The sequence below is a fragment of the Streptomyces aquilus genome (assembly GCF_003955715.1).
Lineage (GTDB): Bacteria > Actinomycetota > Actinomycetes > Streptomycetales > Streptomycetaceae > Streptomyces > Streptomyces aquilus.
In genome coordinates this window covers 9,867,582-9,894,201 of record NZ_CP034463.1, presented here as the reverse complement: position 1 = coordinate 9,894,201, position 26,620 = coordinate 9,867,582, and the positions used below count along the sequence as shown (strand labels likewise).

The following is a 26,620-nucleotide window of genomic DNA, read 5'->3' as shown; positions in this document are numbered from 1 at the left end:
TGTCGGCCGGGTCAGCGCATCTCCCGCACCGCCCGTGACCCGAGCACCGCCAGCCCCGTGCCGGCCAGGACCACGGCCACGACAGCGAACAGGGCGAGGTGCCCCGTCCCCGCCAGAAAACCGCACAGGATCAGCGACAGGGGGGCGGCGGCGTAGCCGAGGACCATGTCGACGGAGACCACACGGGTCAGGACGTCCTGCGGGATGTTGCGCTGGATCCAGCTCAGCCCGAACACGCCCTGGTAACCGATGGCGAACCCCATCGCCAGTACGGTCGCGACCACGACCGGCGTGCTCTGCGCCAGGCCGAGCACGGCCATGCCGGCGCCCAGCCACCCCGCGAGGGCGGCCACCAGCAGGCCGACGCGGGGCCGGCCCCCCACGGCGCCGCCGACGAGGGTCCCGAGCACCGCTCCCCCGGCCAGGGCGCCGTTGAGGACGCCGAGCGTGGCCGACCCTCCGCGCAGTACTTGGTCGGCGAGAGCGGCGAATCCGACCGTGAAGGGGCCCGCGTAACAGAAGTTCACAGCCGTGTCGAGGGCGACGATGGTGCGCAGGCGCGGGTCGCGCAGGGTGAAGGTGACGCCCTCCCGGATGCGGGCGCCGAGGGACGGACCCGGCGCGGCGGAGCCGGTCTTGGGGGAGCCGGGCCGCGGGCGGGTGCGGATGCGGGCCACGCACAGGCCGCACAGGGCGAAGCAGACCGCGTCGACGAGGAAGGCGACCGGCGCCTGTGTCAGGGCGATCACGACACCACCGATGGCGGGACCCACGACGGCCGCCGTGCGGGCGCCGGCCCCCAGCAGGGCGTTGGCCGGGGCGAGCAGGTCCTCCTCGACCACCGACGGCAGGATGGAGACCCGGGCGGGCTGGAAGAAGGCGTCGACGGCGCCGAAGGCGGCGGCCGCCGCGCACAGCATCCACACCGTCAGATGCCCGGTCAGCCCGGCGGCGCCGACCGTGGCCATCAGCGCGGCGCGGGTCCAGCTGGACGCCACCATCAGGGTGCGGGTGGACCAGGTGTCGCCGAGGGTGCCGCCCACCAGGGTGAGCAGGGCACGGGGGACCGCCTGAAAGGCCAGGACGTAGCCGAGGGTGAGGGTGGAGCCGGTCAGGCTCAGCGTGATCCAGGAGAAGGCGACGACGCTGAACCCGTCACCGAGCAGGGAGAGCGCCTGCCCCGTCCACAGCAGGCGGAAGGAACGGTGCCGGGCGGGCGCCCACAGCCGCGGGCGGTCCGCGGCGAGGGTGGTGGCCATGAGGGATGCCTCTCGTCGAGGGGACGTGTGCGGTCCGGTCAGTAGTGGACGGGCAGGGCGGTGAGGCTGCGGTTGAGCAGGGACGGCTGCCAGCTGAGCCGCTGCGGGTCGGCCAGCCTCAGGCCGGGCCGCTCGCACACCAGCGTGCGCACCGCGCAGACGGCGACCAGGCGGGCGAGCGCGGCACCGATGCAGAAGTGGGCGCCGAATCCGAACCCGAGGTGGGTCGCGCCGCTGCGGGTGACGTCGAAGCGGCCCGGGTCGGGGAAGCGGGCGGGGTCCCGGTTGGCGGCGGCGGTCACCAGGAAGATCCGGTCCCCGGCGCGCATGGTCTGCCCGCCGAGATCGAGGTCCTGGGCGGCGGTGCGGATCGACATCTTCGACGGACCGTCCAGGCGCAGCGTCTCCTCCACCGCGCCCTGGGCCAGGCCCGGTTCGGCGCGCACCGCGGCCAGCTGGTCGGGGCGGGTGTGCAGGGCCAGGACCGTGTTGGCGATGAGGTTGCTGGTGGTCTCCCCGCCGGCGAACGCCATCTGGGTGAGCATCCCGACGAACTCCTCCTCGCTCACCGAGTCGCCCACCCGGCCCTCCCCCAGCACCTGGCTGATCAGGTCGTCGCCGGGCTCCGCGCGCCGCCGGGCGACGAGGGCGCCGAGGTAGTCCTCCAGGCTGACCAGGGCCTGCAACGAGGCGCGGTACTCGCTCTCCTCCTGGGCGGTGCCGAGCACGAGGTCGGCCACGCGGGTGTTCCAGTACCAGAAGGAGGGCCCGTCGGTGGGCGGGATGCCCAGCCAGCGGGCGAACACCAGGGCCGGCAGGGGCTTGGCGAGGTCGGCCATGAGGTCGCCGGTGCGGCCGGGGGCGGCCTTGCGGGCGAGCACGGCGCGGGTGACCTTCTCGGTGAAGGCGCTGTAGCGGGCGACGGCGCGGGCGGCGAACGCCTCCTGGAAGACCTGCCGCAGCCGCCGGTGCTGGGGCGGGTCGTTGAAGACCATCCAGCGCGACAGGATGCCGAAGGCACGCTCGGCGTCCTCCCGGGCTCCTTGCGGGACGGCGTCCATCAGGGGCCGGACCCGGTCGGCGGAGACGGCCCGGTCGCGCAGGCAGCGCATGACCTCGTCGTAGCCGGTGACGAGCCAGGCATGGTGCAGCGGGCTCCACTGCACCGGGGCGCTCTCGCGCAGGGCGTCGAGGTGGCCGTAGGGGTCGGCGACCAGGTCGGGGGCGAGCAGATAGCGCTCGGTGGGGGCGGGGGCGTGCGTGGTCATCGGGTTTCTCCCCTCTCCAGGGCGGCGAGCAGGCGGGCGATGCCGGTCACCTGGGGTTCGGCCATCATCGACATGTGGTCGCCGTCGCTGATGTGCAGCGTGAGGCCGCCCTGGGCGGTCTCACGCCAGCGGGCGACGTAGGTGTCGTAGTCGACGTCGAGGCCGGGCATCGTGACGCCGCGGGGCAGGCCTGCGGCCTCGCTGCCGACCACCAGGTGGATGTGGCCGGGATAGGGCCGGACCTCGTAGCCGGCCAGCGCGGCGAGCAGGGAGTGCCAGACCTCGATGGGGGCGCCCTCGACGAGGGCCGCCTCGGCCGGGCTCATCCCGGCGCCCAGGAGGGTCGCGGTGAGTTCGGCGGTGGCCCGGTCCCGCTGCGGGGAGGCGGGCAGTTCGCGCAGCCGGTCCCGCTGGCGCAGGGCTTCGCGCAGGTCCCGGGTGACGCCTTCGAGGCGGGTGCGGGCGGCGGGGTTGGGCAGGTAGGGCTCGATGAGGACGAGCGGGGCGACCGGCTGCCCGGCCTGGTGGAGCTGGGTGGCCATCTCCAGGGCGATGTTGGCGCCCATGGACCAGCCGAGCAGGGTGTGTGGGCCCGGCACGCCGCGGTCGGTGATCTCGGCGGCGTAGTTGGCGGCGATCCCGGTCACGGTGCTGGGGTCGACGCCGCCGAGCAGGCCGCGGGCCTGGAAGGCGTGGACGGGCCGGCCGGGCGGCAGGGCGCGGGCCAGCGGCACGAACCAGGCGGCGCTGCCCCCGGTGGGGTGCACGCACCACAGGGGTTCGCCCTCACCCTCGCGCAGCCGCACCTCGGAGGTGACGGTCGCGGGCAGGCCCGCGCCGACCGCACGCGTCGCGTGGGCGGCGAGGCGGGCGAGGGTGGGATGTTCGATCAAGTCGCCCACCGTCACCGGCAGTCCGCGTCCCGCGGCCATCAACGACACCCGGACGGTGGACAGAGAGCTGCCGCCGATGCGGAAGAAGTCGTCATGGACGCCGATGCGGGACAGGCCCAGCACCTCGCGCCAGATCTCGGCGAGGATCCGCTCGGCCGGGGTGGCGGGCGCGACGTACTCGGTGTCGTCCTGGTCGAGTTCGGCCGGCGGCAGGGGCAGCGCCCGCTTGTCGATCTTTCCGCTGCGGTTGACGGGCATCTCGTCCAGGACGACGAACCGTGCGGGCAGCATGTACGCGGGGAGGCTGGTGCGCAGTGCGCCTCGCAGGTCCTCGGGGGTGCACCGGTCGGTCCCGGTGGTCACGAGGTAGGCGACCAGGGCGGGTTCGCCGCCGGGCAGGTCGGTGCGGTGCAGGACGACGGCCTGGCGAATGCCGGGCAGTTGCCGGAGCGCGTGCTCGATCTCGCCGAGTTCGATCCGGAAGCCGCGCAGTTTCACCTGGGCGTCGCGGCGGCCGAGCCATTCCACGCTGCCGTCGGGCCGGTAGGCGCCGAGGTCGCCGGTGCGGCACAGCCGTTCGCCGGGCTCGCCGTAGGGGTCGGGGACGTAGGTGGCGGCGGTCAGGGCGGGCCGGCCGAGGTAGCCGCGGCCGACGGCCTGTCCGCCGAGGTGGATCTCGCCGGGAACGCCGACCGGGACGGGCTGGAGGTCGTCGTCGAGGACGTGGATGCGGGTGTTGCGGATCGGGGTGCCGATCGGCGGGCGGCCCTGGCCGGGGGCGAGGTCGGCGGCGACGGACCACACGGTGGTCTCGGTGAGGCCGTAGACGTTCTGGAAGCGGCGGCCGGACGACCAGCGGTCGGCGAGTTCGGCGGGGCAGGCCTCTCCCGCCACCTGGAGCACGCGCAGGTCGGGGAAGGTGTCCTCGCCGAGGACGGCCAGGGCACTGGGCGGCAGCATGCCGCCGGTGATCCGCGCCTCGCTCAGGGTGCGGGCCAGGTCGGGCCCGGGACGCAGGTCCTCCTTGGGGGCGGTGACGAGGCAGCCGCCGTTGGCGAGGGACCAGGTCAGCTCCAGGATGGAGGCGTCGAAACCGAAGGACGCGAACTGCAGGATCCGGTCCTCGGGGGTGGGGTTCACCAGGTCGCGCTGCCCTTCGAGCATGTTGGACAGACCGCGGTGGGCGATGGCGACCCCCTTGGGGACGCCGGTGGAGCCGGAGGTGTAGATCAGGTAGGCGAAGGTGTCGGCGTCGGGCTCGCGGCCGGGCACCGGTCCCACCGGCTCGGCGGGCACGTCCAGGTGGAGGGTGGGGCCGTCGAAGGGTACGGCGCCGTCCAGGGCCCGCTGGGTCAGCAGCACCCGCATGCCGCTGTCCTCGGCCATGAACGCCAGCCGCTCGGTGGGGTGCTGGGGGTCCAGCGGGACGAAGGCGCCGCCGGAGCGCAGCACGCCGAGGGCGGCGCGCACCCAGTCCGGTCCCCGGTCGACGCAGATGCCGACCACGGTCTCCGGGCCGACGCCGAGCAGCCGCAGCCGACGGGCCACCTGTTCGGCCTGCTCATGCAGTTCGGCGTAGGTCAGCGGCTGCCCGCGGTGTTCGACGGCGACCGCGTGCGGGGTGCGGGCGGCCTGCTCGGCGACGTGCTCGTGGAACAGCAGCGGGGAGGAGGGCAGATCCGGGCCGGCGGCCCAGCCCAGAACGGTCGCGCGGGCGGCGCCGACGGCCGCGGGCCGGCTCACCCGGGCGAAGGGGTCGGCCGTCATCGCCTCCAGCTGGGCCACGAACACGTCGGCGACCTGTTCGGCGGTGGCGGGGGCGACGTACTCCGGGTCGGCGTCCAGGGTGAAGGCGTTGACGCTCGCGTTCACCAGCAGCGGGAACATGGTGCGGGCGATCTCCAGGGAGTCGTCCCAGGAATCGTGCGCCAGGCGGTGGAAGTTGACGTAGTTGAAGACGGTGTCGGTCAGGTTCGGTTCGGTCGGGCGCAGCTGGGCGATGCGGACCAGGGGCACCCGGCGGTGCGGGAGCATCTCCTGCTCGGCACCGAACACGTCCCGCAGGTAGGCCAGCCAGTCGCCGCGCGGGCGCTCCACGCCGAACGGCACGGTGTTGAGGAACAGTCCGCGCATCCGGTCGGCGCCGGGCACCTCGGGGCGGCCGTTGGTGACCAGGCCGATGCTGTGTCCCTGGACGCTGTCGTCGCGGTCGGCGAACAGGCTCATGGTGTGGTGGAAGGCGGCCAGGAGCACGGTGCGGCGGGGTACGCCGGCCTCCTTGGCGAGGCGGCCGATGCGTTCGGCGAGGTGGGAGTAGGAGCGCCGCACCTCGTGCACGGGCGGCCCGTCCGCGGCGGCGCCGTCGGTGCGGCGGCGCAGGGTGACCGGGCGCAGTGCGGCGAGCCGGTCGCGCCAGTAGGCCAGGGAGTCCTCGCTGTCGAGCGCGGCCCGCTCCAGGGCGACGTACTCGGCGAAGGCCGGGACGCTCGGCGGGCGCGGTGCGGTGCGCTGGGTGACCGCTTCGCGGTGCAGGGCCAGCAGGTCGGCGACGAGGGAGGTCAGGCTCCAGCCGTCGAGGACGACGTGGCAGTCGGTGAGGACCAGGCGCAGGTCGTGGTCCGTGATGTGGTGCAGGTGGATGCGGACGAGGGGGGCGGTGGCGAGGTCGAAGCGGCGGTCGAACTCGGCGTCGACGAAGCGGCGCAGTCGCTCCCGCTGCTCCTCTCGGGGCACGTGGCGCAGATCGGTGTAGCCGACGGTCAGGCGGGAGGCCCGGTGGACGAGTTGGAGGGGTTCACGATAGGTGACCAGGTCGACGGAGGTGCGCAGGATCGGGTGCGCGGCGACGACGGCGTCGACGGCGGCCTGGAAGGCGGCGGCGTCGAAGCCCTCGGGGACAGTGATCTTCAGGTCGGTGACGTTGTGGTAGGCCCCGCGCCGGTGGTCGGCGAGCATCTCGTGCAGCATGCCGGCCTGGAGCATGGTGAGGGGGTAGGCGTCGGCGAGGCCCTCGGGCAGCCGGACCGCGTCCGCGGGGTCGACCAGGGAGAAGGGGGCGACCGGCTCGGGGGCGTCGGCGGCGTCGGTGACCAGTGCGGCGAGGTCGGCCAGGGTCCGGGCGCGGAAGACGTCGGCGACGCTGAAGCCGAGTCCGGCGAGCCGGCCGACGCCGACCAGGCGCAGGGCGAGGATGGAGTCGCCGCCGAGGTCGAAGAAGTTGTCGGTACGGCTGACCCGCTCGACGCTCAGGACCTGGCTGAACACCTCCGCCAGGGCGCACTCGGTCGCTCCGTGCGGGGCGGCGTAGGCGAAGGCTCCCGCCGAGGTGGGGCGCACGGCGGTCAGCGCGGCGCGGTCCACCTTGCCGTTGGCCGTCAGGGGCAGTCGTTCGTGGCGCACGAACAGGGCGGGAACCATGTACTCGGGCAGCGTCAGCCGCAGCCGTTCGCGCAGGGCGGCGGCGTCCAGGGGCCGGCCCTCGGGGGTGACGACGTGGGCGACGAGGCGGGCCGCGCCGCCGTCCTGGCGGGCCACGACCGCGGTGTCGACGACGCCGGGCAGGGCGCGCAGGGCCGTCTCGATCTCGCCGGGCTCGATCCGGTAGCCGCGGATCTTGACCTGGTGGTCGGCGCGCCCGACGTAGGCGAGCTGTCCGTCGGGCAGGACGCGCACGAGGTCGCCGGTGCGGTACATGCGGGTGCCGGGGGTGCCGAAGGGATCGTCGAGGAAACGTTCCGCGGTCAGTTCGGGCCGGTTGCGGTAACCGCGGGCCACTCCGCCGCCGGCCACGTACAGTTCACCGACGGTGCCGTGCGGGACGAGGCGTTTCCAGGCGTCCAGGACGTACCCGTGGGCCGCGGTGAGCGGGTGTCCGACGGGTGAGCGGACGGTGCCGTGGACGTCGTCCTCGGTGATGGTGCGGATCGTGACGTGCACGGTGGTCTCGGTGATGCCGTACATGTTCACCAGTGCCGGGCGGGGTCCGGGCGCGGTGAACCAGTCGCGGTAGTCGTGTACGTCGAAGGCGTCGCCGCCGAAGACGACGGTGCGCAGGGCCAGGGTGGCGAAGTCGGCCCCGGTTTCCCGGAGGTGGGCGCGCAGGCCCTTGAAGGCGGCCGGGGTCTGGTTGAGGACGGTGACCCCCTCCTCGCGCAGGACCCGGTGCACGGCGGCCGGGTCGCGCACCTCGTCGGCGGTCAGGACCGTCACGCGGCCTCCGGTGGCCAGCGGTGCCCACAGCTCCCAGACGGAGAAGTCGAAGGCGGGCGAGTGCATCAGGGTCCACACGTCGCCGGGGCCGAAGTCGAAGTGGTGGTCGGCGGCGCCCAGCAGCCAGGCCAGGTTGCCGTGGGTGATCTCGACGCCCTTGGGGCGGCCGGTGGAGCCCGAGGTGTAGATGACGTAGGCGAGGTCCTCGTGGTCCGGGACGACGTCCTGTGAACGCGAGGTGGCCTCGGCCTTGTCCTCGGCCGCGTCCAGTTCCAGGAGGCGGGCGGGCAGACCCTCGACGGCGTCGCGGGTGGCGGAGTCCGTGACGATCAGTTCGATGCCGGAGTCGGTGACGGTGAACGCACGGCGGGCCTTGGGGTGCGTCGGATCCAGGGGGAGGTAGGCGGCTCCGGCCCGCCAGACGGCCAGGAGGGCGACGGCCAGGTCGGGGGTGCGGTCGAGGCAGACGCCGACGAGGGAGCCGTGCGTGACGCCCGCGGCGCGCAGACGGCGCGCCAACGCCGATGCCGACGCGTCGAGTTGGGCGTACGTCAGGCTCCGTCCCGAGCCGGTGACGGCGACCGCCGACGGAGTGCCGACGATGTGATCGGTGAGCCGTTCGGCGGCGGTACGCGGCAGGCCGGCGGGTGTCTCGGTGGCGCGGGCGGGGCCGTCCGGGCCGAGCAGGTGCGCGCGTTCGGCGGTGCTGAGCGGGTCGACGGTGCTCAGCGGGGCGTCGGGGCTGGTGCGGAAGGCCTCCAGGAACGCGACGGTGTGCCGGGCCAGCGCGGCGACGGACTCCTCGGTGAAGAGGTCGGGCCGGTAGACGAAGGCGAGTTCGGTACGTCCGCCGCCGTCGCGCAGGTCGAGGGTGAGATCGAACTTGGCGGTGGTCAGCCCGATCCGGTAGGGCGCGCCCTCGGCCTCGCCGAGGTCGAGGGTGCCCGGGCCGGTCGCGGTGTGCGTGTAGAGCACCTGCACCAGCGGGTTGCGGGCCAGGTCGCGCTCGGGGCTGAGGGCTTCGACGACCTTCTCGAAGGGCAACGACTGGTGCTGGAACGCCTCCAGGACCCGGTCGCGGGTGCGCTGGAGCAGCGTGCCCGGGGTCGGGTCGTCGGAGAAGTCGCCGCGCAGCACGAGGGTGTTGACGAAGAACCCGACGAGTTGTTCGGTCTCGGCCCGTTCACGGTTGGCGACGACGGTACCGACGGCGATGTCGTGCTGTCCGCTGTGGAAGGCGAGCGCGGCCTGGAAGGCGGCCAGCACGCTCATGTAGGGCGTCGTGCCGAAGGTGCGGCCCAGGGTGGCGAGGGAGTCGGTCAGGGTGGCCGGGAGGGTGACGGTGTGCACGGCGCCGTGGTCGGCGGGGGTGTCGGGGCGGGGGTGGTCGACGGGCAGGTCCAGCGGGGTGAGTCCGGCGAGGCGTGAGGTCCAGTGGTCGAGGGCGGGCCCCTGGTCGGCGGCGCGCTGCCAGATCGCGTAGTCGGTGTAGTCCAGGGGCAGTTCGGGCAGGTCGGCGCGGCGTCCCTCGCACCTTGCCCGGTACAGCTCGGCCAGATCGCGCACGAGGACGTCGAGGGACCAGCCGTCGGAGACGATGTGGTGCATGGCCAGGACCAGGACATGGTCGTCGTCGGCCGCGCGCACCAGGGTGGCCCGGAAGGCGGGTTCGCGGGCGAGATCGAAGGGGCGCAGCGCGGCGGCGTGGACGGCGGCGTCCAGGTGGCGGGCGCCTTCCTCGTCCGCCGACGCGGTGTGGACGGCGGCATCCAGGTGGCGGGCGTCCTCCTCGTCCGCCGACGCGGTGTCGACGACGTCGAGGGTGGCGTCTTCGGCCGACAGGACGCTTTGGTAAGGGACGCCTTCGTGCTCGGGGAAGACGACCCGCAGCTGCTCGTGGCGTGCGACGAGGTCGGCGACGGCGGCGCGCAGGGCGGGGACGTCCAGGGGGCCGCTGAGCCGCCAGGCGGCGGGCAGCAGATAGGTCAGGGCTCCGGGGGCGAGCCGGTCCAGGAAGTACAGGCGCTGCTGGGCGGCGGACAACGGGGTCCGCTCCGGGCGGGGCCGGACGCGGACGGGGCCGTCGTCGCGGGCGGCCGACCGGCCGCGCAGCCGCTGCTCCAGCAGACGCCGGGCGGCCGGGGAGAGGCCACCGGCAGCGGGCGAGGGGCCGGGGCGCACGTCGGACGTGGTCATGGGGCACTCCGAATCTCAAGGTCTGTGGCAGGGCTGCGGGTTGGGGGGCCGCCGACGCGGGCGCTGTGCACAAGGCAGGGCTGCCGTTGGCGGCCGTCGAAACGGGGGCTGCGCACACCTGCGGCTGGCGTCCGCCGGGCAGGGGTTCTCACGCGGGGCACGGACGGTTGATGTCCGCCGGGCACCGGGTGGGCGTACCCGCGGACCTGCACGGCCGGCGGACGGTGAAAGATCTGCGGATGGTCAGAGGTCGGCGGTCAGGGACAGGTCGATCTCGTCGTCGCTCATCTGCGAGATCAGCTCCAGCAAGCGGCGTTCCACCTCGGCGGCGAGCCGCTCCACGGTGGGGTGTTCGAACAGGTCCCGGACCTGGAAGGCGCAGTCGAAGGCGATCCGCAGCCGCGAGGCGATCGACACCGCGCGCAGGGAATGGCCGCCCAGCGCGAAGAAGTCGTCGTGGACGCCGACCCGGGGCAGGTCCAGGACCTCGCACCAGATCTGGGCGACGACCGTCTCGGCCGGAGTCCGCGGCGGCACGAGGGGGTGCGCCTCACGGACCTCGGGCGCGGGCAGCGCCGCGGTGTCCAGCTTGCCCTGGACGGTCAGCGGGAGGGCGTCGAGCAGGACGAACGCCGACGGGACGAGGTAGTGGGGCAGGTGGGCGCGGCAGTGGGTGGCCAGGGACTCCTCGGAGAGGCCGTCGCCCGCGACGTAGCCGACCAGCGCGGGCTCACCGTGCAGTGTGCGGACGAGGACGGCGGCGCCGCGCGCTCCCGGGTGGGCGCGCAGGACCGCTTCGGCCTCGCCGGGTTCGACCCGGAAACCACGGATCTTGATCTGGTCGTCGTTGCGGCCGAGGAACTCCAGCTCTCCGGAGGGCAGTCGGCGCACGATGTCGCCGGTGCGGTAGAGGCGGGCTCCGGCTCCGCCGTGCGGGTCGGGCACGAACCGCTCGGCCGTCAGGGCGGGCCGGCCGAGATAGCCACGGGCCAGCTCCGGTCCGCCGACGAGGAGTTCGCCGGGGACACCGTGCGGGGCCAGCTCGCCGCGGGTGTCCACGACGTAGGTGCGGCGGCCGCCCAGTGCCCGGCCGATGGGCACCCTGCCCTCCGGCCGGGCCCGCAGGGTGTGCGCGGTGGCGGAGACGACCGCCTCGGTGGGCCCGTAGGTGTTGACCACCGCGACCCCGGGCAGGTGGGCGAACCAGCGCTCCAGCGGATCGGCGGGCAGTGCCTCTCCCCCGGTCACCAGCAGCCGCAGCGTGCCCAGTCGGGGGGCCAGCACGTCCAGGCGCGCCACGACCTCCGCCCAGTAGGACGGGGTCAGTTCCATGACGGTGATCCCGGCGGCGGCGACCCGGTCGGCCAGCTCTTCCGGGGCCCAGATCTCGTCGGGCCGCACGAGCACGCTCGCTCCGACGCTGAGCGCGGGCAGGATCTGTTCCAGGGAGGCGTCGAAGGAGGTCGAGGCGAAGGTGAGCACCCGGTCCCGGTCCGTCAGCTCGAACAGCTCGCGGGCGGCGGCGACATGGGCGTCCAGGGCGTGGTGTTCGACGCCGACGGCCTTGGGCCGACCGGTGGAGCCCGAGGTGAAGATGACGTAGGCGAGGTCGTCCGGGCGGGGCGTGTGGCGCGGACCGTCGGCACGCGGTGCTGCGTCGTCGGCGCTGACCGACCGCACGCCGAGGGCGTCGACGGTGTCCTGGGTGCGGGCGTCGCACACCACGTACCGCACGCCCGCCTCCTGGAGCATGTGCCGCAGACGCGGGGTCGGCAGGTGGGGGTCGAGCGGGACGTAGACACCGCCCACCCGCCAGACGGCGAGCATGGCCGCGACAGATTCCACGCCCCGTCCCATGCAGACACCGACCGCGTCGGAGGGGACCGTTCCCGCGTCGGCGAGCGCGGCCGCGATTCCCGCGGTGCGGGCGTCGAGCTCGGCGTAGGTGAGGGCGGTGTCCTCGCAGCCGACGGCCGACGCCTCCGGCTGCCCCGCCACCGTGAACGCCGGGGACGGGGCGGTGTCATCACCGGCGGCCGCCAGCAGCTCGCGGCGGTCGTCCGCCGAGAGCAGGGGCGCTTCGTCGACGCGGACGTCCGGAGTGGTCAGGAGCGTGTGCAGCAGGCGCCCGACGTGGTCGGCGAAGCGAAGGGCGGTGGCCCGGTCGAACAGGTCGGATGCGTACTCGACGTTGAGCGCGAAACCGGCGTCCCGGATCACGAAGGTCGCGGTCAGGTCGAACTTGGCCGAACTCCACGGCAGGGCAAGGTCGGTGGCGTCCAGGCCCGGCAGCGCGGAGCCCCCGCCCGAGCTGTCCTGGACGTCGACCATGACCTGGAAGAGCGGATTGCGGGACAGGTCGCGTTCGGGGCGCAGCCGTTGCACGACCTGCTCGAAGGGGACCTCCTGGTGGTCGAAGGCGCCGAGGACCACCTCACGGACCCGGTCGACGAGCGTGGCGAGCGTCGGCCGGCCGGACAGGTCCGTGCGCAGCACGACCGTGTTGACGAAGAAGCCGACAAGCGGCTCCAGTTCGAGCCGGTCGCGCCCGGCGACGGGCGTGCCGACCGAGATGTCGCTCTGGCCGGTCCAGCGGGCCAGCACCGCCTGCGCGGCGGCGAGCAGCACCATGAAGCGGCTGGCCCCGTGCAACCGGGCCAGGGTGTCGACACGGTCGACGAGGTCCCGGGGCAGTTCGATCTCGACGGCGCCGCCCCGGCCGGTGAACGCGGCGGGACGGGGCCGGTCGGTGGGCAGGTCCAGTACCGGCGCGCCGTCAAGGACGGTTTCCCAGTAGGCCAGTTGGGGTTCCATGGCGCCACTGTCGGCCCGGTCGCGCTGCCAGACGGCGAAGTCGCCGTACTGCACGGGCAGCGGCGGCAACGCGGCGCGCTCGCCCCGCAGACGGGCGTGGTAGTGCGCGGCGAGTTCGTCCAGCAGAACGCCCTTGGACCAGCCGTCGGTCACCGCGTGGTGCAGGCTGATGAGGACGACGTGGTCGTCGTCGGCCAGTTCCCACACGCCCGAGCGCAGCAGGGGCGGCCTGGCGAGGTCGAAGCGACGGGTGGCGAACGCCGCGGCGCGCGGGCGCAGTTCCGCCACCCGGTCCTGCCCGTCGGCGGCCTCGGGCACCCGCTCCCAGTGCAGCGGTACGCCGACCGGCGCGCACACCTCCTGCACGGGGCGTCCCTCGCTCTCGATGAGGGCGGTGCGCAGCACCTCGTGGCGGGCGACGAGGTCGTCCAGGGCCTGCTGCCAGGCGGCTCGGTCCAGGCCGCCGCGGATGCGCCAGGCGTACCAGAGCAGGTAGGACTCACCGGTGTCGGAGGTGCGGTCCAGGAACCACAGGCGTTCCTGGGCGAAGGACAGCGGCAGAGGCCGGTCCCGGTCGACGGGCACCACTTCGCCTGCTCCCGAGACGCGGGCGTCGGCCACCACCGGGGCGAAGCCTCGGATCGTGGGGTGCTCGAAGACGGTGCGCAGCTCGACCTCCCGCCCCAGGCGCTGGGCGATCCGGGAGACGGCCATGGTGGCGAGCAGGGAGTGGCCGCCGAGGTCGAAGAAGCTGTCGTCCAGCCCGACCCGGTCCAGGCCCAGGACGTCGGCCCACACCTCGGCGACGATCCGCTCCGTTTCGTCGCGCGGGGCGGCGTAGGCGGGGCCGGCCGCGGTGCGGGTGTGGGCGGCATCGGGCAGCGCGGACCGGTCGAGCTTGCCGGAGACACCGACCGGCAGTGCGTCCAGGACGACGAAGTCCGACGGGACGGCGTGCTGCGGCAGGTGCCGCGCGCACCAGGCACGCAGCTCGGCCCGGTCGGGAACGGTCTCCGCGTCCGTGGCGGGGACCACGTATCCGATCAGGCTGCGGCCCGTGGCGCGGTCGGGGCGGGCGGCGGCCTGCGCGACCAGCGGGCAAGCCCGCAGCACCGTCTCCACCTCCCCGAGCTCGATGCGGAAGCCGCGGATCTTGACCTGGTCGTCGCGGCGGCCGAGGAACTCCAGGTCCCCGCCGGGTGTCCAGCGCACGATGTCGCCGGTGCGGTAGAGGCGTCCGCCGGGCGGCCCGAACGGGTCGGGTACGAAACGGTCCGCGGTCAGCGCCGGCTGCCCGAGGTAGCCGCGCGCCACCTCCGTCCCGCCGATGAGGAGTTCGCCTCCCACGCCGACCGGAACGGGCTCCCCGTCGCCGTCGACGACGTACACGCGGCGCTCCCCCAGCGGCCGGCCGATGGGCACGGTGTGGGCGGGCGGGTCGTCGGCGTCGTAGGTGGTGGCGGTGACCGTGGTCTCGGTGGGGCCGTAGGCGTTGCAGACGCGGACATGGGGGACGGCGGCGCGCCACGCGGCGAGGGTGTCGGGCGGGACGGCCTCGCCGCCCAGGACCAGCAGGCGCAGAGTGCCGAGGGCGGCGGCGAGGCGGCGGTCCAGGGAGAGGGTCAGTTCGGCCCAGTAGGTGGGCGGCACATTGACGACGGTCAGGGCGTGCCGCTGGACGATCTCGGGGACCTGGGTGGGCAGCCACGGCTCATCGGGCCGCATGACGACGCCCGCGCCCGTGGTGAGGGCGGGCAGCACCTGGTCGAGGGAGGCGTCGAAGGAGAACGAGGCGAACGCCAGGACGCGGTCGGCGGCGGTGATGCCGAGGCGGGCGCGGACGGCGGCCACGTGGGAGGCGAGCGCGGCGTGTTCGACACCTACCGCCTTGGGTCGTCCGGTGGATCCCGAGGTGAAGATGACGTGGGCCAGCTCCCGCGGGTGCGGCCGGTGGCGAGGTCCGTCCGCGCACGGAGCGACGGTGCTGACGTCGACGCGGACCGGGGCGAGGGCGACGGCATCCGGCGCGGTGACCGGGTCGGTGAGGACGCAGGCGAGTTGTGCCTCCCGGGCCATGTACCGCAGCCGCTCGGCGGGCAGTTCGGGGTCCAGCGGCACATAGGCGCCGCCCGCCCGCCAGATGCCCTCGATGGCCGCCACCGACCACAGGCCCCGGCGCAGCAGGACGCCCACCGCGTCCCCCGGGCCGACACCCGCGGCACGCAGCGCGGCCGCCAGACCACCGGTCATCTCCTCGAGTTCGGCATATGTGGCGCTCTCGTCACCGCACCGCAGCGCGGGCGCTGAGGGATCGCCGGAGAACGCCAGGTCGGGTGCCGGACCGGCGGGACGGTCGGGGGCGCCGTGCCAGGCGGGACGGGGTCGGGCGAGCGCACCCGGCCGCGTGGGAAGGGACCGGACCAGCTCCCGTACCGGCGTTTCGGGAGAGGCGAGCACAGCCCGGATCAGGGCGACGTAGGCCTGGGCGAAGACGCTCATGGTGGCGGCGTCGAACAAAGCGGTGGCGTACTGCAGGAGCGCGGCGATACTGCCGTCCGCCCGCAGGGTGAGGTCGAGGAAGACGTCCAACGGGGTCTCGGACAGCGGCGGTTCGACCAGGGAGACGTCCATGCCGGGCATCCGCACCGGCTGGATCGGCGCGTTGAGGAGGGTGAACGACGCCTGTGCGAGCGGGTGCCGGGACAGGTCACGCGAACCGCCGAGGGCGCCGACGACGAGGTCGAACGGTGCCTCGGCGTGCGCGAGATCGACCGGAACGCGGCTGCGCACCCGCTCCAGCAGGCCGCCGAAGCCCGGCGCGGCACCGAGGTCGGTACGCAGGACGACGGTGTTGACCAACGGGCCGATCAGTCCGGCGGCGCCGGGCCGGGACCGCTCGGCCAGGGTGCTGCACACCGCGACGTCGTCGCGGCCCGCCCAGTGCCCGAGCAGCAGCTGGTAGGCGGTGAGCAGGAACATGTACCGGGTGGCACGACGGGAACGGGCGAAGGAGTCGACGGCGGCGACCACGTCGGCGGGCAGATCGAAGCGGACGACGTCTCCCGCACCGTCCCAGGTGCGAGGTCGCGGCCGGTCCGTCGGCAGATCCAGCGCGGTGAGACCGGACAGGCGCTCCCGCCAGTGGGCCAGCATGCGCTCCAGCCGCGGGCCTTGCAGCCGTTCCCGCTGGGCGCGGGCCAGGTCGCTGTAGGAGACGGCAGGGGCGGCGACGGCCTCACCGCGGTACCCGGCCGCGAGTTCCTCCAGCAGGACGCCCCAGGACCAGCCGTCCACGGCGATGTGGTGCACCTCGACCAGCAGCAGGTGCTCGTCCGCCGCGACGCGTGCGAGGACGGCACGGACCGGGTGCTGGGCGGCCAGGTCGACGGGCCGGCCGAGGTAGCGCCGGTACAGCTCGTCCGGACCACTGACCTCGGCGCGTTCCAGGACGATGCCGGCCGGGGCGTCGACCAGCTGAACGGGTTCACCGTCGACGGCGGTGAACCTCGAGCGCAGCACCTCGTGCCGGTCCACGATCGCGGACAACGACCGGTGCAACCGGTCCACGTCCAGGGAACCGCTCAGCCGCAGGACCAGCGGGAGCATCGACCCGCTGGAGGAGCCGGCGAGCTGGTCCATGAACCACAGTCGGCGCTGGGCGAAGGATGCGGTGCGGGAGTCGACGCCGTCCAGAGCCCTCTCGGGGGCCGGTCCTGCTGTCACTGTGAGCCTCCAAGCCGTGTTTTGCAGCAGCCTGCCGTCGGCGGCCAGGAGGCCCATAGGGAAGAAGACGCAGCACCGCACGCAGAACGCGCTGCCGGACCGGCTGTCGGGTCGTGCGATCAGTACGGGCAGCGCTGCGAGGAACCGGCTACGGACGTGGACCACATCGTGCCCGGTGACGACCACCGAGAAGCCAACCTGAGATCGCTCTGCGGGTGGCATCACCGGGCCAAGTCCTCCCGCGAGGGAGCCCTCGCGCTCGCCGCGCAACGGCGGCGGATCGACAACCCCTTCAGGCGGACGGAGGCCCATCCGGGCCTCATGCAGGAGGTGGCCATGTTCACCGCCGCATGGGCCGGCTGGACCGCCGCCTTCTGCGTGATCGAGGGCGCCGCCCTGTACCGGAAGCAGCCGGGCGACAGCCTGTCCGAACACGTCTGGAAGTGGTTCCACACCTCGAAGGACACCGTTCCGGACCGCACCACCCGACTACGCCGCCTCGCCTTGGTCGCGTTCCTGGCTTGGCTCTCCGCGCACTTCCTGACGGGTGGGACGTTCTGACCCCCCTGCCCCTGTGGTGCTCTCATCGCCCTCGCCATCCGGCTTGAGGGCGGTCAGCATCTCGCGGACCGCGCGGATGAGTTCGGGAAGTTGCTTGACGAGCTGAACGAGCAACGTTACGACCAGGCTCAGCAGACCGAAGACCGCAAGAACGGTCAAGGTAAGGGAATTCCAGTCCACTTGCTTCAGCGCCTTCCAGTTCTCCTTGGGTCGAACTGGAAGCGGGCAGCCTCAGTTCGACCACCGACTTCGTGGTTCGTGAACTGAGAGACTGCCGACGCACGCAATCATCCTCGGGCGGTGCCAACGCCGGGTTGAGCTGTTCCTCCGTCTCAGCACAGAGGCGGCTCGCCCGCCTCTCACCTGGGTGCTATCTGCCGGTGCCAGATGGCCCCTGCGTCACGGGGTCACGGCCACACTGACAAGCACCCCCCAGGTCGCAAAGCCCTGGGCAGTGGCACCCCTCGATCAGGATGCTGGAGCCGACGATACACAACTCACGGCTAGCTCATGCGGGTTGGAGGTGAAGCCGATGCTCGGCCCCGTACCGAACCCGGGATGCCGACCTCGCCCGCCGCGCGAACGCAAGGGCGGAGATGTCCAGTCGGTGACGCGCGGCATCGCCCGGCCCACGAAGGTGCCGAACGGTGATCGCACCTGGCACCCCATCGCGAAGCACCTGTGGGACGCCCTGAAGGAGTCCGCCAAGCCGACTTCTGCCAGGCGAGCGACTGGGCCCTCGCGTACTCACTGCGCGAAGACCTCGCCTACTACAAGAAGTCGGGGAAGCGTACGGCCGGGCCGGCTTCAGCCTCTTGTGGAAACGAGTCCTGATGGCATCCTGACGGGCTCGTCACGAGCTCTGCTGGAGTCGCTCCGCGGCCTGAGCAGGGGGTGTCGTAGTAGCCAGGCCGTGCCAGCAGGACCGAGCTCAAGAAGAAGCTAAGGAGCAGGTCAGAGGTGATGAAAGACGCGCTCAACGGCTTCAAGCATGTCTCGCGTGCAGTGAATGCTGATCATCAGTCCACTGGTACGGAAGACGTGCTGACCCGGGCGTTCGGACTCCGACACCGCAGAGAGAACGCGGAGCGAGTCCAGCGCCGTGTTGGCCGATTGCCGATCCATACCGATCCGCAACGGGCCAACACCGATCGGCGGAGAGAGGCCGAAGTCCATGCGGGAATGATCCCAAACAGGTCCGTCAACACGTCATGAAGGGCCATCCAGTCCCGAGACGTTACAGCGTGAGAGCTCCACAGAAGTTGGACCAGAACCCACTCAGACGGACAACTGACAACCCACAAACGCCGTCAGAGCATCCTGGCGAAAACCATTGGTGCCCGGCTTGCTCCGCTGATGGACTGACGTCAACCGTGAGTCCGCCGCGTGACGGAGGTAGTGGCCGTGACAGGTTATGACGTGCTTGCCGAGGTGTACGAATGGCTCATCTCGGATGCAAAGTTGCCTCCAGCCGAGTTCGCTGCGTCGTTCGACGACGTCCTCGAACTCCTGCCGCCGAACGCTCACGTCCTCGACTGTTCGTGCGGAACCGGGCAGTTGGCGGTTGGCCTCGCCGGTCGTGGCATTCAGGTTGTCGCAACTGACGCCAGCGAGGCGATGGTTCGTCGGACCGCAGAGCTGTCTGAGGAGTTCGGGGCATCCGTCCGGGCCGTACGGGCGAACTGGGAGGAGTTGCCCGACCATTTCCAGGACAAGACGTTCGACATGGTGTTCTGCGTTGGCAACTCGCTTCACCACGCCGCGGGCGCGACAGGCAGGGGTGCTGCTCTGGAGTCGATGTCACGGCTTCTGCGGCCCGGCGGGCGCTTGGTACTCACATCGCGCACTTGGGAACTCGTGAGGGCCAGAGGTTCCCGGCTGGAGATCGGTGACCGACTCGTCCGCCGGAACGGTCGCGATGCCGTCGTGGTCTACCGCTGGGAGATTGCGCCGCATTGGGAGGAGGAGCACCACATCGAGATTGCGATCGCCCAAGTTGATGCGACCGGGTTGGTTCTTGTGCGCTCGGAAGTGCTGTCCTGCTGGCCCTATCGGTACGAGGAACTCGAAGCCGACCTGCACCGGGTGGGACTCCAGACGGAACTGAGCACGTTCGACCTTGAGGCCGAGAACTACATGGTGGTCGCGAGCAAGGTATAAACACCCGACTCCCAGTCCCTGGCCGGACCGCGCGGTTGCTCGCAGGACGTTTACGCCCTCTCATCGGTGCGGGTTCAAGTGGCCAACGCAACGCCTCGGACGAGGAGTGCTCGTCGATCAGGCGGCGGTAGGCCGTCGGTTCTCGATGACTACAAGCCCTACCTGGACGACCGCTGGAACGAGGGCTTCATCAACGCGTGGAAGCTGTGGAAGGAGATCGTGCCGCTCGGCTACAAGGGCAGCTATCAGCGCGTCCGTACCTACCTGTAGACGAAGCGCACATCACCATGGCCCATGATCGCCCCGCCGACGTAACGCCGAACGGTCTCGGGATGGATCCTCAGCCGCCCGGAAAGCCTCACCGAGGCCGAACAACTCCAACTCAAGGCCGTCCCGCACCCAGTGTCCCGAGCATCGACCGCGACCTCGACCCCGTCATCGCCATCGCCATCGCCATCGCCGGATTGCCCCTGCCCTGGAGCTCGGGCGCGGGCGGAAGGGCACGTCCTCCGGGTCAAGATGCTCAAGCGCCAGATGTTCGGCCGCGCCGGCTTCAACCTCCTGCGCAAGAGCGTGCTGCTGGCGTGACGGATGCGCGTCACCATGCGATACCGGATCCAGCGGGGTCTGCTCAGGACGCCGTTCGCGCGTCACGCGTGCGGCCACCCCGTGAGCCGCCTCTTACTCCCGCTGGTTCGGCCACAGAGGCCTCGGGCGCTCCGGCGGCACCTGTTGTCGGGACCGTCCGCCCCTGTCACAACCAGGTCGTGCCACGCCAACCCAAAAACCACATCGCACGCACTCCGCCGCCCTCGTAAGGGGACTGATTGTTACCGGAGCGCAGAAGTTGAGCCAGAGCCCGAGTTGCAACGGCACCGGTCGCCGGTGCTCAGTGGCGGTACGCGGTGGTCGCGATCTCGATGAAGGACCGGATCAACGGGTTGGTGTCGCCCTCGTTCCATACCGCCACCACTCGGCTCGGTGTCATGTCAGTCAGCGGTACGACGGCGAACTCCGCGGGCAGGTCGTGGCCGAGCGGGGCCAGGCCGACCGTGCCGTTCCACAGCACGGCATGCAGGCATTCCTGGACGACGCGTACGACGGGGCCCTCACGCGGGGTGCCGCCGTTCCAGTACGACTGCCAGACGGGGTCGGTGGCCTGTGGGAACTGGAACCAGCGGCGGTCGTTCAGGTCGGCCAGGCGGAGCCGGTCGCGGCGGGCCAGCGGGTCGTCGGCGCGCAGGACCACGCCGACCGGATCAGCCCGCAACGTACGTACCGTCAGAGCGGTCTCGTCGAACGGGGCCCGCGTCAGGGCGACGTCGACCAGCCCGGCGCGCAGCCCGCACGTGGGGTCGGTCAGGTCGGTGTCGCGGATGCGGACGTCGATGCCGGGATGGCGTCGGCGGTAGGCGGCGGCCACCCTGGTCACGGCCGGATCGGTGCCGTCGCCCAGGATGCCGATGGTGAGGGTGGTGTTGCCGGCCGCCGCACTCACCCGTGTGCGGACGCGGTCGGCGTGGTCGAGCAGGGCCCGCGCCTCGTCGAGCAGCGCCGTGCCCACCGTGGTGAGGGTGACGCCAACCGACGAGCGGACGAACAGTGGTGCCCCGACCTCGGTCTCCAGCCGTTTGATCGCCCGGCTCAGCGGCGGCTGACTCATGTGCAGCCGGGTGGCGGCCCGGCCGAAGTGCAACTCCTCGGCGACCGCCACGAAATAGCGCAGGGTTCGTAGCTCCACGCTGCAACGATACTCATCGGGTATCGGCGCCACGGAACGGGTCTTGGACGCCGGCGGGGCCCAGGCGGTCCACTCATGGGCACGGCCACCTGAGGCCGCCCGCAACCGGACCTTCTCCAGGGCGCTTTCGACGAAGACGCCGATCGACCGCATCGACGGGGCTGCCGATATCCGGTGGCCCGTGAACGGGAATCATGAACATCGCCTATTGGATCGTCGCGGGGGTTCTCGCCCTCTTCTACCTCTACTCAGGAGCGCTGAAGGCGCTCCGCGACCGCGATCGGCTCCGGCCGATGATGGCCTGGGTCGACCGCATGCCGATGCCCGTCGTGAGGGTGTTGGGGGCGGTGGAGATACTCGGCGCCGTCGGACTGATCCTGCCGCCGCTGACCGGCATCGCCCCCTCGCTGGCGGTGGCCGCGGCCGCCGGCTTCGTGCTGCTGCAGATCGGCGCCATCCCCGTGCACCTGACCGGCGAGGACCGCCGCGTCACCCTCAACATCGGGCTCCTCGCCACCGCGGCTGTGACCGTCTGGCTGGCCACCGGACGGTGACCGGCCGCCACGCCGGACGGGGCCGGCTGCGCGGATGACGCACTGGCCGGCCCCTCGTCACAGACCGGCGGCGCTGAGGACCCGGTGCATCCGACTCGGCGCAGCGCGGGATGGACGGCAGCGGCCCCGTCGACGACCTGAGGATCTAGATCGCAGAGAACCTGTTCCGGCAGCGCCTGCGTGATGTAGGGGCGTAGGCCTCTTCCAGGGAGTCGACGCCGATCGGCACCTCGCGGTGGGCCCTGTCGCGGATGAAGTTGGCGCGAGCATCGCCGGCGGCCGGATCGGGGCGGTCTGTCATCCTCTCCCCCGTCCGCTCACCTCCGAATTGCGCTGCCCGTCATACGAGTTGGTAGCCGCGCAGGTTGCTGAGCTGCAGATAGCAGTTCTGAAGGGAGCCCGAAGTGTCGCCCAGGGAGCGGTAGATGCCCCATTTGGGGCGCACGCGGTCGGCGAGGAACGTGTCGATGCCGGTGCGGGACTTGTCGATGACGGTGGTCGAGCCGTTCTTGAGGATCCAGCGCAGGGAGCCCGCCGAGCCGTTGCCGATCTTGATCTGGAAGTCCACGTCGATCCAGCGGTCCTGGAGGGGTTCCAGTTCGGTGCGGCCGACGAGGATGTCGTCGGTGAATTGCTTGAGTTCGATGGTCTGCACGCCGTTCACGCGGCGCAACGACTGCACGACGATGGGCGAGGAGCCGGTGCCGGGCTGTTTCATCTGCATGATGTGAGTGAAGCTCGTGGTCGCCTTCAGGGAACTCGGTATGTACATCGAGTACGTGAGGCGCCACGACTGACCTTCGGTCCACCGGAGGTAGTTGCTGCCGCTGCCGAGGCGCAGGCCGGTGACCTCGTGGCGCTGCCGGTCGGTGGAGGTGTCGCGGTCGACGGTGTGCATAGTGAAGCGCCAGTTGTTGCCCGTGGTGTAGATGTGCGGGGCGCCGGAGGGGTGGGAGCCGGCGCGGTCGTCCTCGACGGTCTCGAAGGCGCCGAGTCCGTCGCTGCTCGCCGAGGGGGACCACTTCAGCTGCCAGGAGGCGGCGTGTGCGGGAGCGGAGGGGAGGCCGACCGTCGTGGCGGCCGCGCCGCCGAGTGCGTAGCCGAGGAGCTTCCTTCGCGTGGTGCTCATGAGCGTTCACCTCGTCGTGAGCCGGGGGGTGGCGGTGCGCGGGGACGCGGGAGGGTCACCTACCCAGTCGGTTCAGGTATGTGATGGTCGTTCAGCCACACGTCCGTCGACGGGCTTCAGGGTGCCGTCATGACGAGTCCGGGTCAATGGTCCAGACCGATCGGCGCACACCCCTTGGCTCACTTCCGGCCAACCGCTCCTCGCTGCCGCACCGTTGAGGCGGGGCCTCTTGCACGCCCCGTCACGCCTCGTCCGGGTAGTCCCAGTTCAGGTCGATGCGGGCTTTGGGTGCGACGGCGCCGATCGCCTTGGTGACATCGGACTCGAACTGCTCGGACCAACTCCCGAACCCCGTGATGATGATCGGCCCGTGCTCACTGCTCGTCAGAACCTTGGGCGGGTCATGGAAAACACCCACCCACATCCACGACTCGATCCCGTGCTCCTTGAAGAGTTCTTCCACTGTCACCCCCACCGTGTCGGCTTCCTCAGCGGAGGCAAGGTTCTCGATGTCGAGGTAGAGATGGATGTTCACAGACATGCGCCCACCCTAGTGGCGGCCCGACAGCGGCTCGTCGAGCCCCACGGATAAAGATCCACAAGGGCGCCGGCAGCCACACAGAGCGGCGCGACGGGCCGGCCACGTGAGCCGACCCGCGTCCACCCCACCAGACGGCCTCGACGGCTCCGACGGTTCGACGGCCAAGCCGGTCAACCCCAAAGTCGGCAGAGCGCGAGAGCACCCGCTATTGCCTGCCTTCCGTCCCTTTGGGGCATATGTCTCACTGCGACTTATGTCGCAATGAGACATGAAGACGTACAGCCGGCATGAGAGCACTGGTGGCTGCGCCGCCGGCCGTCCGGGCGGCGGGTTTCCTGGTCGGCGAGCCACGCGCATCATCAGCCGATGTGCCCGGCTACTGGACCTGCGGACCTCGGCGGTGGCCGACCGCATCGCCGACGCGGCCGACTTCGCGGACGCCGGGTACGAAGTCCACTTCAACCTCTCCCCCGTCGCCCTATGGCCCGGATGCCAGGAGAGGTCAACCTCGGCTGCACCCGCACCCCCGCGCCGAGGACCTGTTGTGGCAGCCCGAGCTCGAACAGGGCAAGCGCGCGCTCCCCGCCCCGCGGGGACAAGGGTCCTTCGCTGTCTCAAGAACCCCTGCCCCACAAGGCCCGCCTTGCAGGCGACGCCCGTCACCACGAGGGCATCGACCGGTGAACGGTACGGTCACCAATAGTGGCGTCGACCGGCGACCGCGTGGCCCATGGAACCCATGACCCAGAAGGCGGCGCCGACCACGGCAAGAATGATGCCGAGGGTCCACAGGATCGATATGCCGGTGAGGAAACCGACGATAAGAAGAATGATGCCGAGCGCGATCATGATCTACCTCCTGATGTGACCTGCCGTAGCTCCCGAATGCCCCGAAGCAGCCTGATCACGCCACCTGACCGAACCCGCCGCTCGCTCCCTGTCCATCAGTCGGCCCGGCGGATCCTGCGGCATCACCGGCATCGATGCGTCCGACGGCGTCCCGCAGGGACCGGCTATGCCTCGTCCGCGTCACAAGGCGCTGGGGACGCCTATGACGCGGCGCTCACGCTGCCCTGGGCCAGCAGCACTGATCCGCTGCGCTGCGGCATGGCGGGCCAGGACCCTGCGCCCCATGGCGGTCCGGGGGGCGTCGAACACGTTCGTGGCCAGGGCGAATGCCACCATCTGTACGGCCCACCGGGCATGGGTAGGATCACGCCGCACGCCGAGCGGATGGTTCGAGTCACGCCGCGCACGGCACAGACGAAAACATCGGGGCGCAGGCGATGAGTACGCACGGCAATGGTCAGTGGGGTCCGGCAGGCGGTCTCGGATACGGCCCCGGTGGACAGCCGGGCCCGGGCCCCGGCCCTCAGCCTCACCCCGGAGGCGGACCCCACCCACACCCCGGAGGTCCCGGCGTGGGGCCCTACCCGCCGCAGCCCGCCCCCGTGCCGCCGCAGGGGGCTCCGGGACATCCGCAGGGCTGGGGTCCGTACCCGCCACAACCGTACGGCGGCGGTCCGCAGCATCCGTTCCCGCAACCGCCCCGGCCGCCGCTCACGCGCGGGCAGCGGATCCTCAAGTGCGTCTACAACCCGTTCTACGCCGCCCAGTGGGCCTTCCGCCCCTCGCGCCCGGACGCCGTAGAGGACCTGACGGTGCGCAAGATCCAGATGTGGCGGACCGGGCTCGGCGCTGCCGCCTGGCTCGTGCTGGTCATGTCGTACAAGCCGGTCGACACCGCCAAGGGTGCCGACGCCGCCGCCAGCGACAAGTTCGACCAGAGCTGGACCAGCACACTCTTCCTCGCGTGCGCTTTCCCGTTCGTGATCGCCCTGTTCGCGTTCGCCGCGCAAGGCGCGCTGCGCCGGCTCTATCTGCGGCGGTCCCTGAAGCCCTTCGGGGCGGTGGCGGCTCTGATGGGGTCCATGGCAACGTTCCCTCTCGCCGTCGCGCCCGACCCGGCGACGACTGGCTTCCGTGATGCCATCGGGATTCCCGGCATGGTCATCCTCATCGTCCTCTGCACATGGTCGGTGGGATTCGCCCTGTACGGGATCGCGCTCTGCCTCAACCACGTATTTCGCACCGCCGACATCCACGAGGTGCTGCCGCCGGTCCTCGCCATCGTGCTGGCGTGGGTGATGGCCACCCTCGACGTGATGAACAACGCGAACGCCGAGGTTCCCGTCCTTGCCCGCATCGTGTTCCTGCTCGGCGCTCCAGTGTCGGTGACGGTGTTGTCGTGCTGGGAGCTGTACCGGCTGCGGAAGTATCACAACCTGTCCGTGCGACAGGCCCTCGGCCGCTAGGCAGAGGGGTGTGGGTGATCCCGGCGGCCGGTCCCAAGTGTCGGGACCCGCATCCGCAGCGCGAAAGGCATCCGCGGGGACGGCGGATGTCCCCTCGCCGCCCCGGCTTGAGCACGTAGGGGGGATCCCGCCGTGCCCGGACGCGGAGATCAGCCAGCCGCCATGCTCTTCGCCATGACTCGCTCCCTGCCCACACCATCGGGCAGGAGATCGCCGAGCTCACCCGTGTCCGTGAAACCGTGCCGCTCGTACAGCGCGGTCGCCTCGCGGTTGTCCGGCATGACGGACAACCGCAGCGTCGTGGCACCGCGTTCCGCCGCCCACCGCTCGACCGCCTGGATCAGGGAGTCACCCACGCCCTTGCCTCGAGCCGTGGGACCCACCCACATCGAGATCAACTCAACGTTCTCCGTTCCCTCGCCCGGCACTCCGCTGGCCATGCCCACCGGGAGGCCGTCGAGGAGCGCGATGAGATCGTGCGCGCCGGGAATCGACAGACGGGCACGCCAGCGTTCCTCTCGGTCGCCGGAGCCCTGCCACTGGGCCAGCGTCGATCCGAACGCGTAGGGCGCCTCAGCGAGCGCGGCCAGTCGCAACTCCCGCCAGAGGGGCCAGTCGTCTGCTTCCAAGGTGCGTAGTTCAAGCATGATCCAGACCCTGCCCGCCCGACGGGGCGAGCAGCAAGTTGATTACCAAGTTGACTATCACCACGCAAACGAGGTCGTTCAGCCCCGCGACCAGTCGCAACCGGGAAGCGGTGGTTCCTCCCATACCCGCAGACCACGCGACCTCGGCGAACCTGTCCGGTCACGGCACGAGTGCCGTATCAGGCAAGAATCGCCGTGCCTGTACGGTCAGGGCATGGATGCCAGCGGCCAGCCAACTCTTGACGAGATCGAAGATCGCTTCGTTGGCCTTGTCACGGGTCGGCTGCCCAGGGACGAAGCTGACCGATGGGCGGCCAGGTGGGTGCTGGAGGACGGAATCGTCTGGGACGACCTTTCCTGGTGGGCGCTGAACTGCCTCTATGGAATAGATCTCCCCATGGGCGAGAGCGGCGGCTACCTGCACGACGACGTACAGGTGCGGGCATGGCTCGCTGAGCTGAGGAAACGCCGAGGGGTGTGACGGGACCGGAGCTCCGCTGCAAGTCCCGGTCGCTCCCTGGATGTGCGCGTGCCGAGGCCCCCGAGCAAGGGGGTTGGGACGTCAGACATCTCGACCAACAGCGATCAGCCCGAAGCAGCTGATCGTGCC

Annotated in this window: 17 protein-coding genes and 1 pseudogene; 8 read left to right on the top strand and 10 right to left on the bottom strand. The window is 71.5% G+C overall.

Annotated features, from left to right (window positions below):
* Positions 1-11 precede the first annotated feature (11 nt).
* The 4 genes from EJC51_RS45165 to EJC51_RS45150 form a co-directional block, all read right to left on the bottom strand.
* Positions 12-1,259 carry an MFS transporter gene (locus EJC51_RS45165; protein ID WP_126276426.1) on the bottom strand — a complete coding sequence of 416 codons (1,248 nt, stop codon included), beginning with the start codon at positions 1,257-1,259 and terminating at the stop codon, positions 12-14.
* A gap of 38 nt (positions 1,260-1,297) precedes the next feature.
* On the bottom strand, positions 1,298-2,527 hold the full coding sequence (locus EJC51_RS45160) for a cytochrome P450 (protein WP_126276425.1): 1,230 nt from the start codon (positions 2,525-2,527) through the stop codon (positions 1,298-1,300).
* Positions 2,524-9,825: a non-ribosomal peptide synthetase gene (locus EJC51_RS45155; RefSeq protein ID WP_126276424.1), complete on the bottom strand. Its 7,302-nt coding sequence runs from the start codon at positions 9,823-9,825 to the stop codon at positions 2,524-2,526. Before EJC51_RS45155 ends, EJC51_RS45160 begins: the two co-directional genes overlap by 4 nt.
* Before the next feature lie 243 nt (positions 9,826-10,068).
* Positions 10,069-16,362, bottom strand: a complete 6,294-nt coding sequence (locus EJC51_RS45150) for a non-ribosomal peptide synthetase (protein WP_126276423.1) — start codon at positions 16,360-16,362, stop codon at positions 10,069-10,071.
* Positions 16,363-16,518: 156 nt separating this feature from the next.
* Between EJC51_RS45150 and EJC51_RS49465 the strand changes: the two genes are divergently transcribed.
* Entirely contained in the window at positions 16,519-16,923 is a 405-nt protein-coding gene (locus EJC51_RS49465) for a hypothetical protein (protein ID WP_341870717.1), read from the top strand.
* Positions 16,924-17,455: 532 nt separating this feature from the next.
* A complete protein-coding gene (locus tag EJC51_RS49685; protein WP_483025186.1) occupies positions 17,456-17,869 on the top strand; it encodes a phage terminase small subunit in 414 nt (137 codons plus the stop codon).
* Positions 17,870-17,877: 8 nt separating this feature from the next.
* Here the strand turns inward: EJC51_RS49685 and EJC51_RS45130 are convergent, their stop codons facing one another.
* Positions 17,878-18,099, bottom strand: coding sequence for a hypothetical protein (locus EJC51_RS45130; protein ID WP_244363232.1), 222 nt, complete (start codon positions 18,097-18,099; stop codon positions 17,878-17,880).
* Between the two features lie 228 nt (positions 18,100-18,327).
* Here EJC51_RS45130 and EJC51_RS45125 point away from each other — a divergent pair, with 228 nt between their 5' ends.
* Together EJC51_RS45125 and EJC51_RS45120 are read left to right on the top strand one after the other, a co-directional pair.
* Complete coding sequence (locus tag EJC51_RS45125) at positions 18,328-19,083, top strand: class I SAM-dependent methyltransferase (protein ID WP_126277418.1); 756 nt, start codon at positions 18,328-18,330, stop codon at positions 19,081-19,083.
* Between the two features lie 78 nt (positions 19,084-19,161).
* On the top strand, positions 19,162-19,353 hold the full coding sequence (locus EJC51_RS45120) for a hypothetical protein (protein WP_126276422.1): 192 nt from the start codon (positions 19,162-19,164) through the stop codon (positions 19,351-19,353).
* Positions 19,354-19,972: 619 nt separating this feature from the next.
* Here the strand turns inward: EJC51_RS45120 and EJC51_RS45110 are convergent.
* Entirely contained in the window at positions 19,973-20,824 is an 852-nt protein-coding gene (locus tag EJC51_RS45110) for a LysR family transcriptional regulator (protein WP_244363230.1), read from the bottom strand.
* Between the two features lie 194 nt (positions 20,825-21,018).
* On the opposite strand from EJC51_RS45110, the gene EJC51_RS45105 reads away from it, so the two are divergent.
* On the top strand, positions 21,019-21,378 hold the full coding sequence (locus EJC51_RS45105; protein ID WP_126276420.1) for a DoxX family protein: 360 nt from the start codon (positions 21,019-21,021) through the stop codon (positions 21,376-21,378).
* 340 nt (positions 21,379-21,718) lie between these two features.
* Here the strand turns inward: EJC51_RS45105 and EJC51_RS45100 are convergent, their stop codons facing one another.
* Together EJC51_RS45100 and EJC51_RS45095 are read right to left on the bottom strand one after the other, a co-directional pair.
* Complete coding sequence (locus EJC51_RS45100; RefSeq protein ID WP_126276419.1) at positions 21,719-22,507, bottom strand: polysaccharide lyase family protein; 789 nt, start codon at positions 22,505-22,507, stop codon at positions 21,719-21,721.
* 241 nt (positions 22,508-22,748) lie between these two features.
* Entirely contained in the window at positions 22,749-23,042 is a 294-nt protein-coding gene (locus EJC51_RS45095; RefSeq protein WP_126276418.1) for a hypothetical protein, read from the bottom strand.
* 376 nt (positions 23,043-23,418) lie between these two features.
* Between EJC51_RS45095 and EJC51_RS49655 the strand changes: the two are divergent.
* Positions 23,419-23,538, top strand: a pseudogene (locus tag EJC51_RS49655) (spore photoproduct lyase family protein); the annotation flags it as partial.
* A 203-nt stretch (positions 23,539-23,741) separates the two neighbouring features.
* Here the strand turns inward: EJC51_RS49655 and EJC51_RS48050 are convergent.
* Entirely contained in the window at positions 23,742-23,897 is a 156-nt protein-coding gene (locus EJC51_RS48050; RefSeq protein WP_143660861.1) for a DUF6131 family protein, read from the bottom strand.
* A 572-nt stretch (positions 23,898-24,469) separates the two neighbouring features.
* Here EJC51_RS48050 and EJC51_RS45085 point away from each other — a divergent pair.
* Positions 24,470-25,363, top strand: coding sequence for a hypothetical protein (locus EJC51_RS45085; RefSeq protein ID WP_244363228.1), 894 nt, complete (start codon positions 24,470-24,472; stop codon positions 25,361-25,363).
* Between the two features lie 149 nt (positions 25,364-25,512).
* Here the strand turns inward: EJC51_RS45085 and EJC51_RS45080 are convergent, their stop codons facing one another.
* Complete coding sequence (locus tag EJC51_RS45080; RefSeq protein WP_126276416.1) at positions 25,513-26,010, bottom strand: GNAT family N-acetyltransferase; 498 nt, start codon at positions 26,008-26,010, stop codon at positions 25,513-25,515.
* Between EJC51_RS45080 and EJC51_RS48320 the strand changes: the two genes are divergently transcribed.
* The gene (locus tag EJC51_RS48320) at positions 26,009-26,491 is read left to right on the top strand and encodes a hypothetical protein (protein WP_208870790.1); all 483 of its coding nucleotides are present in this window, start codon (positions 26,009-26,011) and stop codon (positions 26,489-26,491) included. The two genes, EJC51_RS45080 and EJC51_RS48320, sit on opposite strands and share 2 nt — an antisense overlap.
* Positions 26,492-26,620 lie beyond the last annotated feature (129 nt).

Coding starts and splice junctions, on each gene's coding strand:
- EJC51_RS45165 (WP_126276426.1), bottom strand. CDS start 1,259: ATGGCCACCACCCTCGCCGCGGACCGCCCGCGGCTGTGGGCGCCCGCC.
- EJC51_RS45160 (WP_126276425.1), bottom strand. CDS start 2,527: ATGACCACGCACGCCCCCGCCCCCACCGAGCGCTATCTGCTCGCCCCC.
- EJC51_RS45155 (WP_126276424.1), bottom strand. CDS start 9,825: ATGACCACGTCCGACGTGCGCCCCGGCCCCTCGCCCGCTGCCGGTGGC.
- EJC51_RS49685 (WP_483025186.1), top strand. CDS start 17,456: ATGCTCGGCCCCGTACCGAACCCGGGATGCCGACCTCGCCCGCCGCGC.
- EJC51_RS45130 (WP_244363232.1), bottom strand. CDS start 18,099: ATGGACTTCGGCCTCTCTCCGCCGATCGGTGTTGGCCCGTTGCGGATC.
- EJC51_RS45105 (WP_126276420.1), top strand. CDS start 21,019: ATGAACATCGCCTATTGGATCGTCGCGGGGGTTCTCGCCCTCTTCTAC.
- EJC51_RS45100 (WP_126276419.1), bottom strand. CDS start 22,507: ATGAGCACCACGCGAAGGAAGCTCCTCGGCTACGCACTCGGCGGCGCG.
- EJC51_RS48050 (WP_143660861.1), bottom strand. CDS start 23,897: ATGATCGCGCTCGGCATCATTCTTCTTATCGTCGGTTTCCTCACCGGC.
- EJC51_RS48320 (WP_208870790.1), top strand. CDS start 26,009: ATGATCCAGACCCTGCCCGCCCGACGGGGCGAGCAGCAAGTTGATTAC.
- EJC51_RS45080 (WP_126276416.1), bottom strand. CDS start 26,010: ATGCTTGAACTACGCACCTTGGAAGCAGACGACTGGCCCCTCTGGCGG.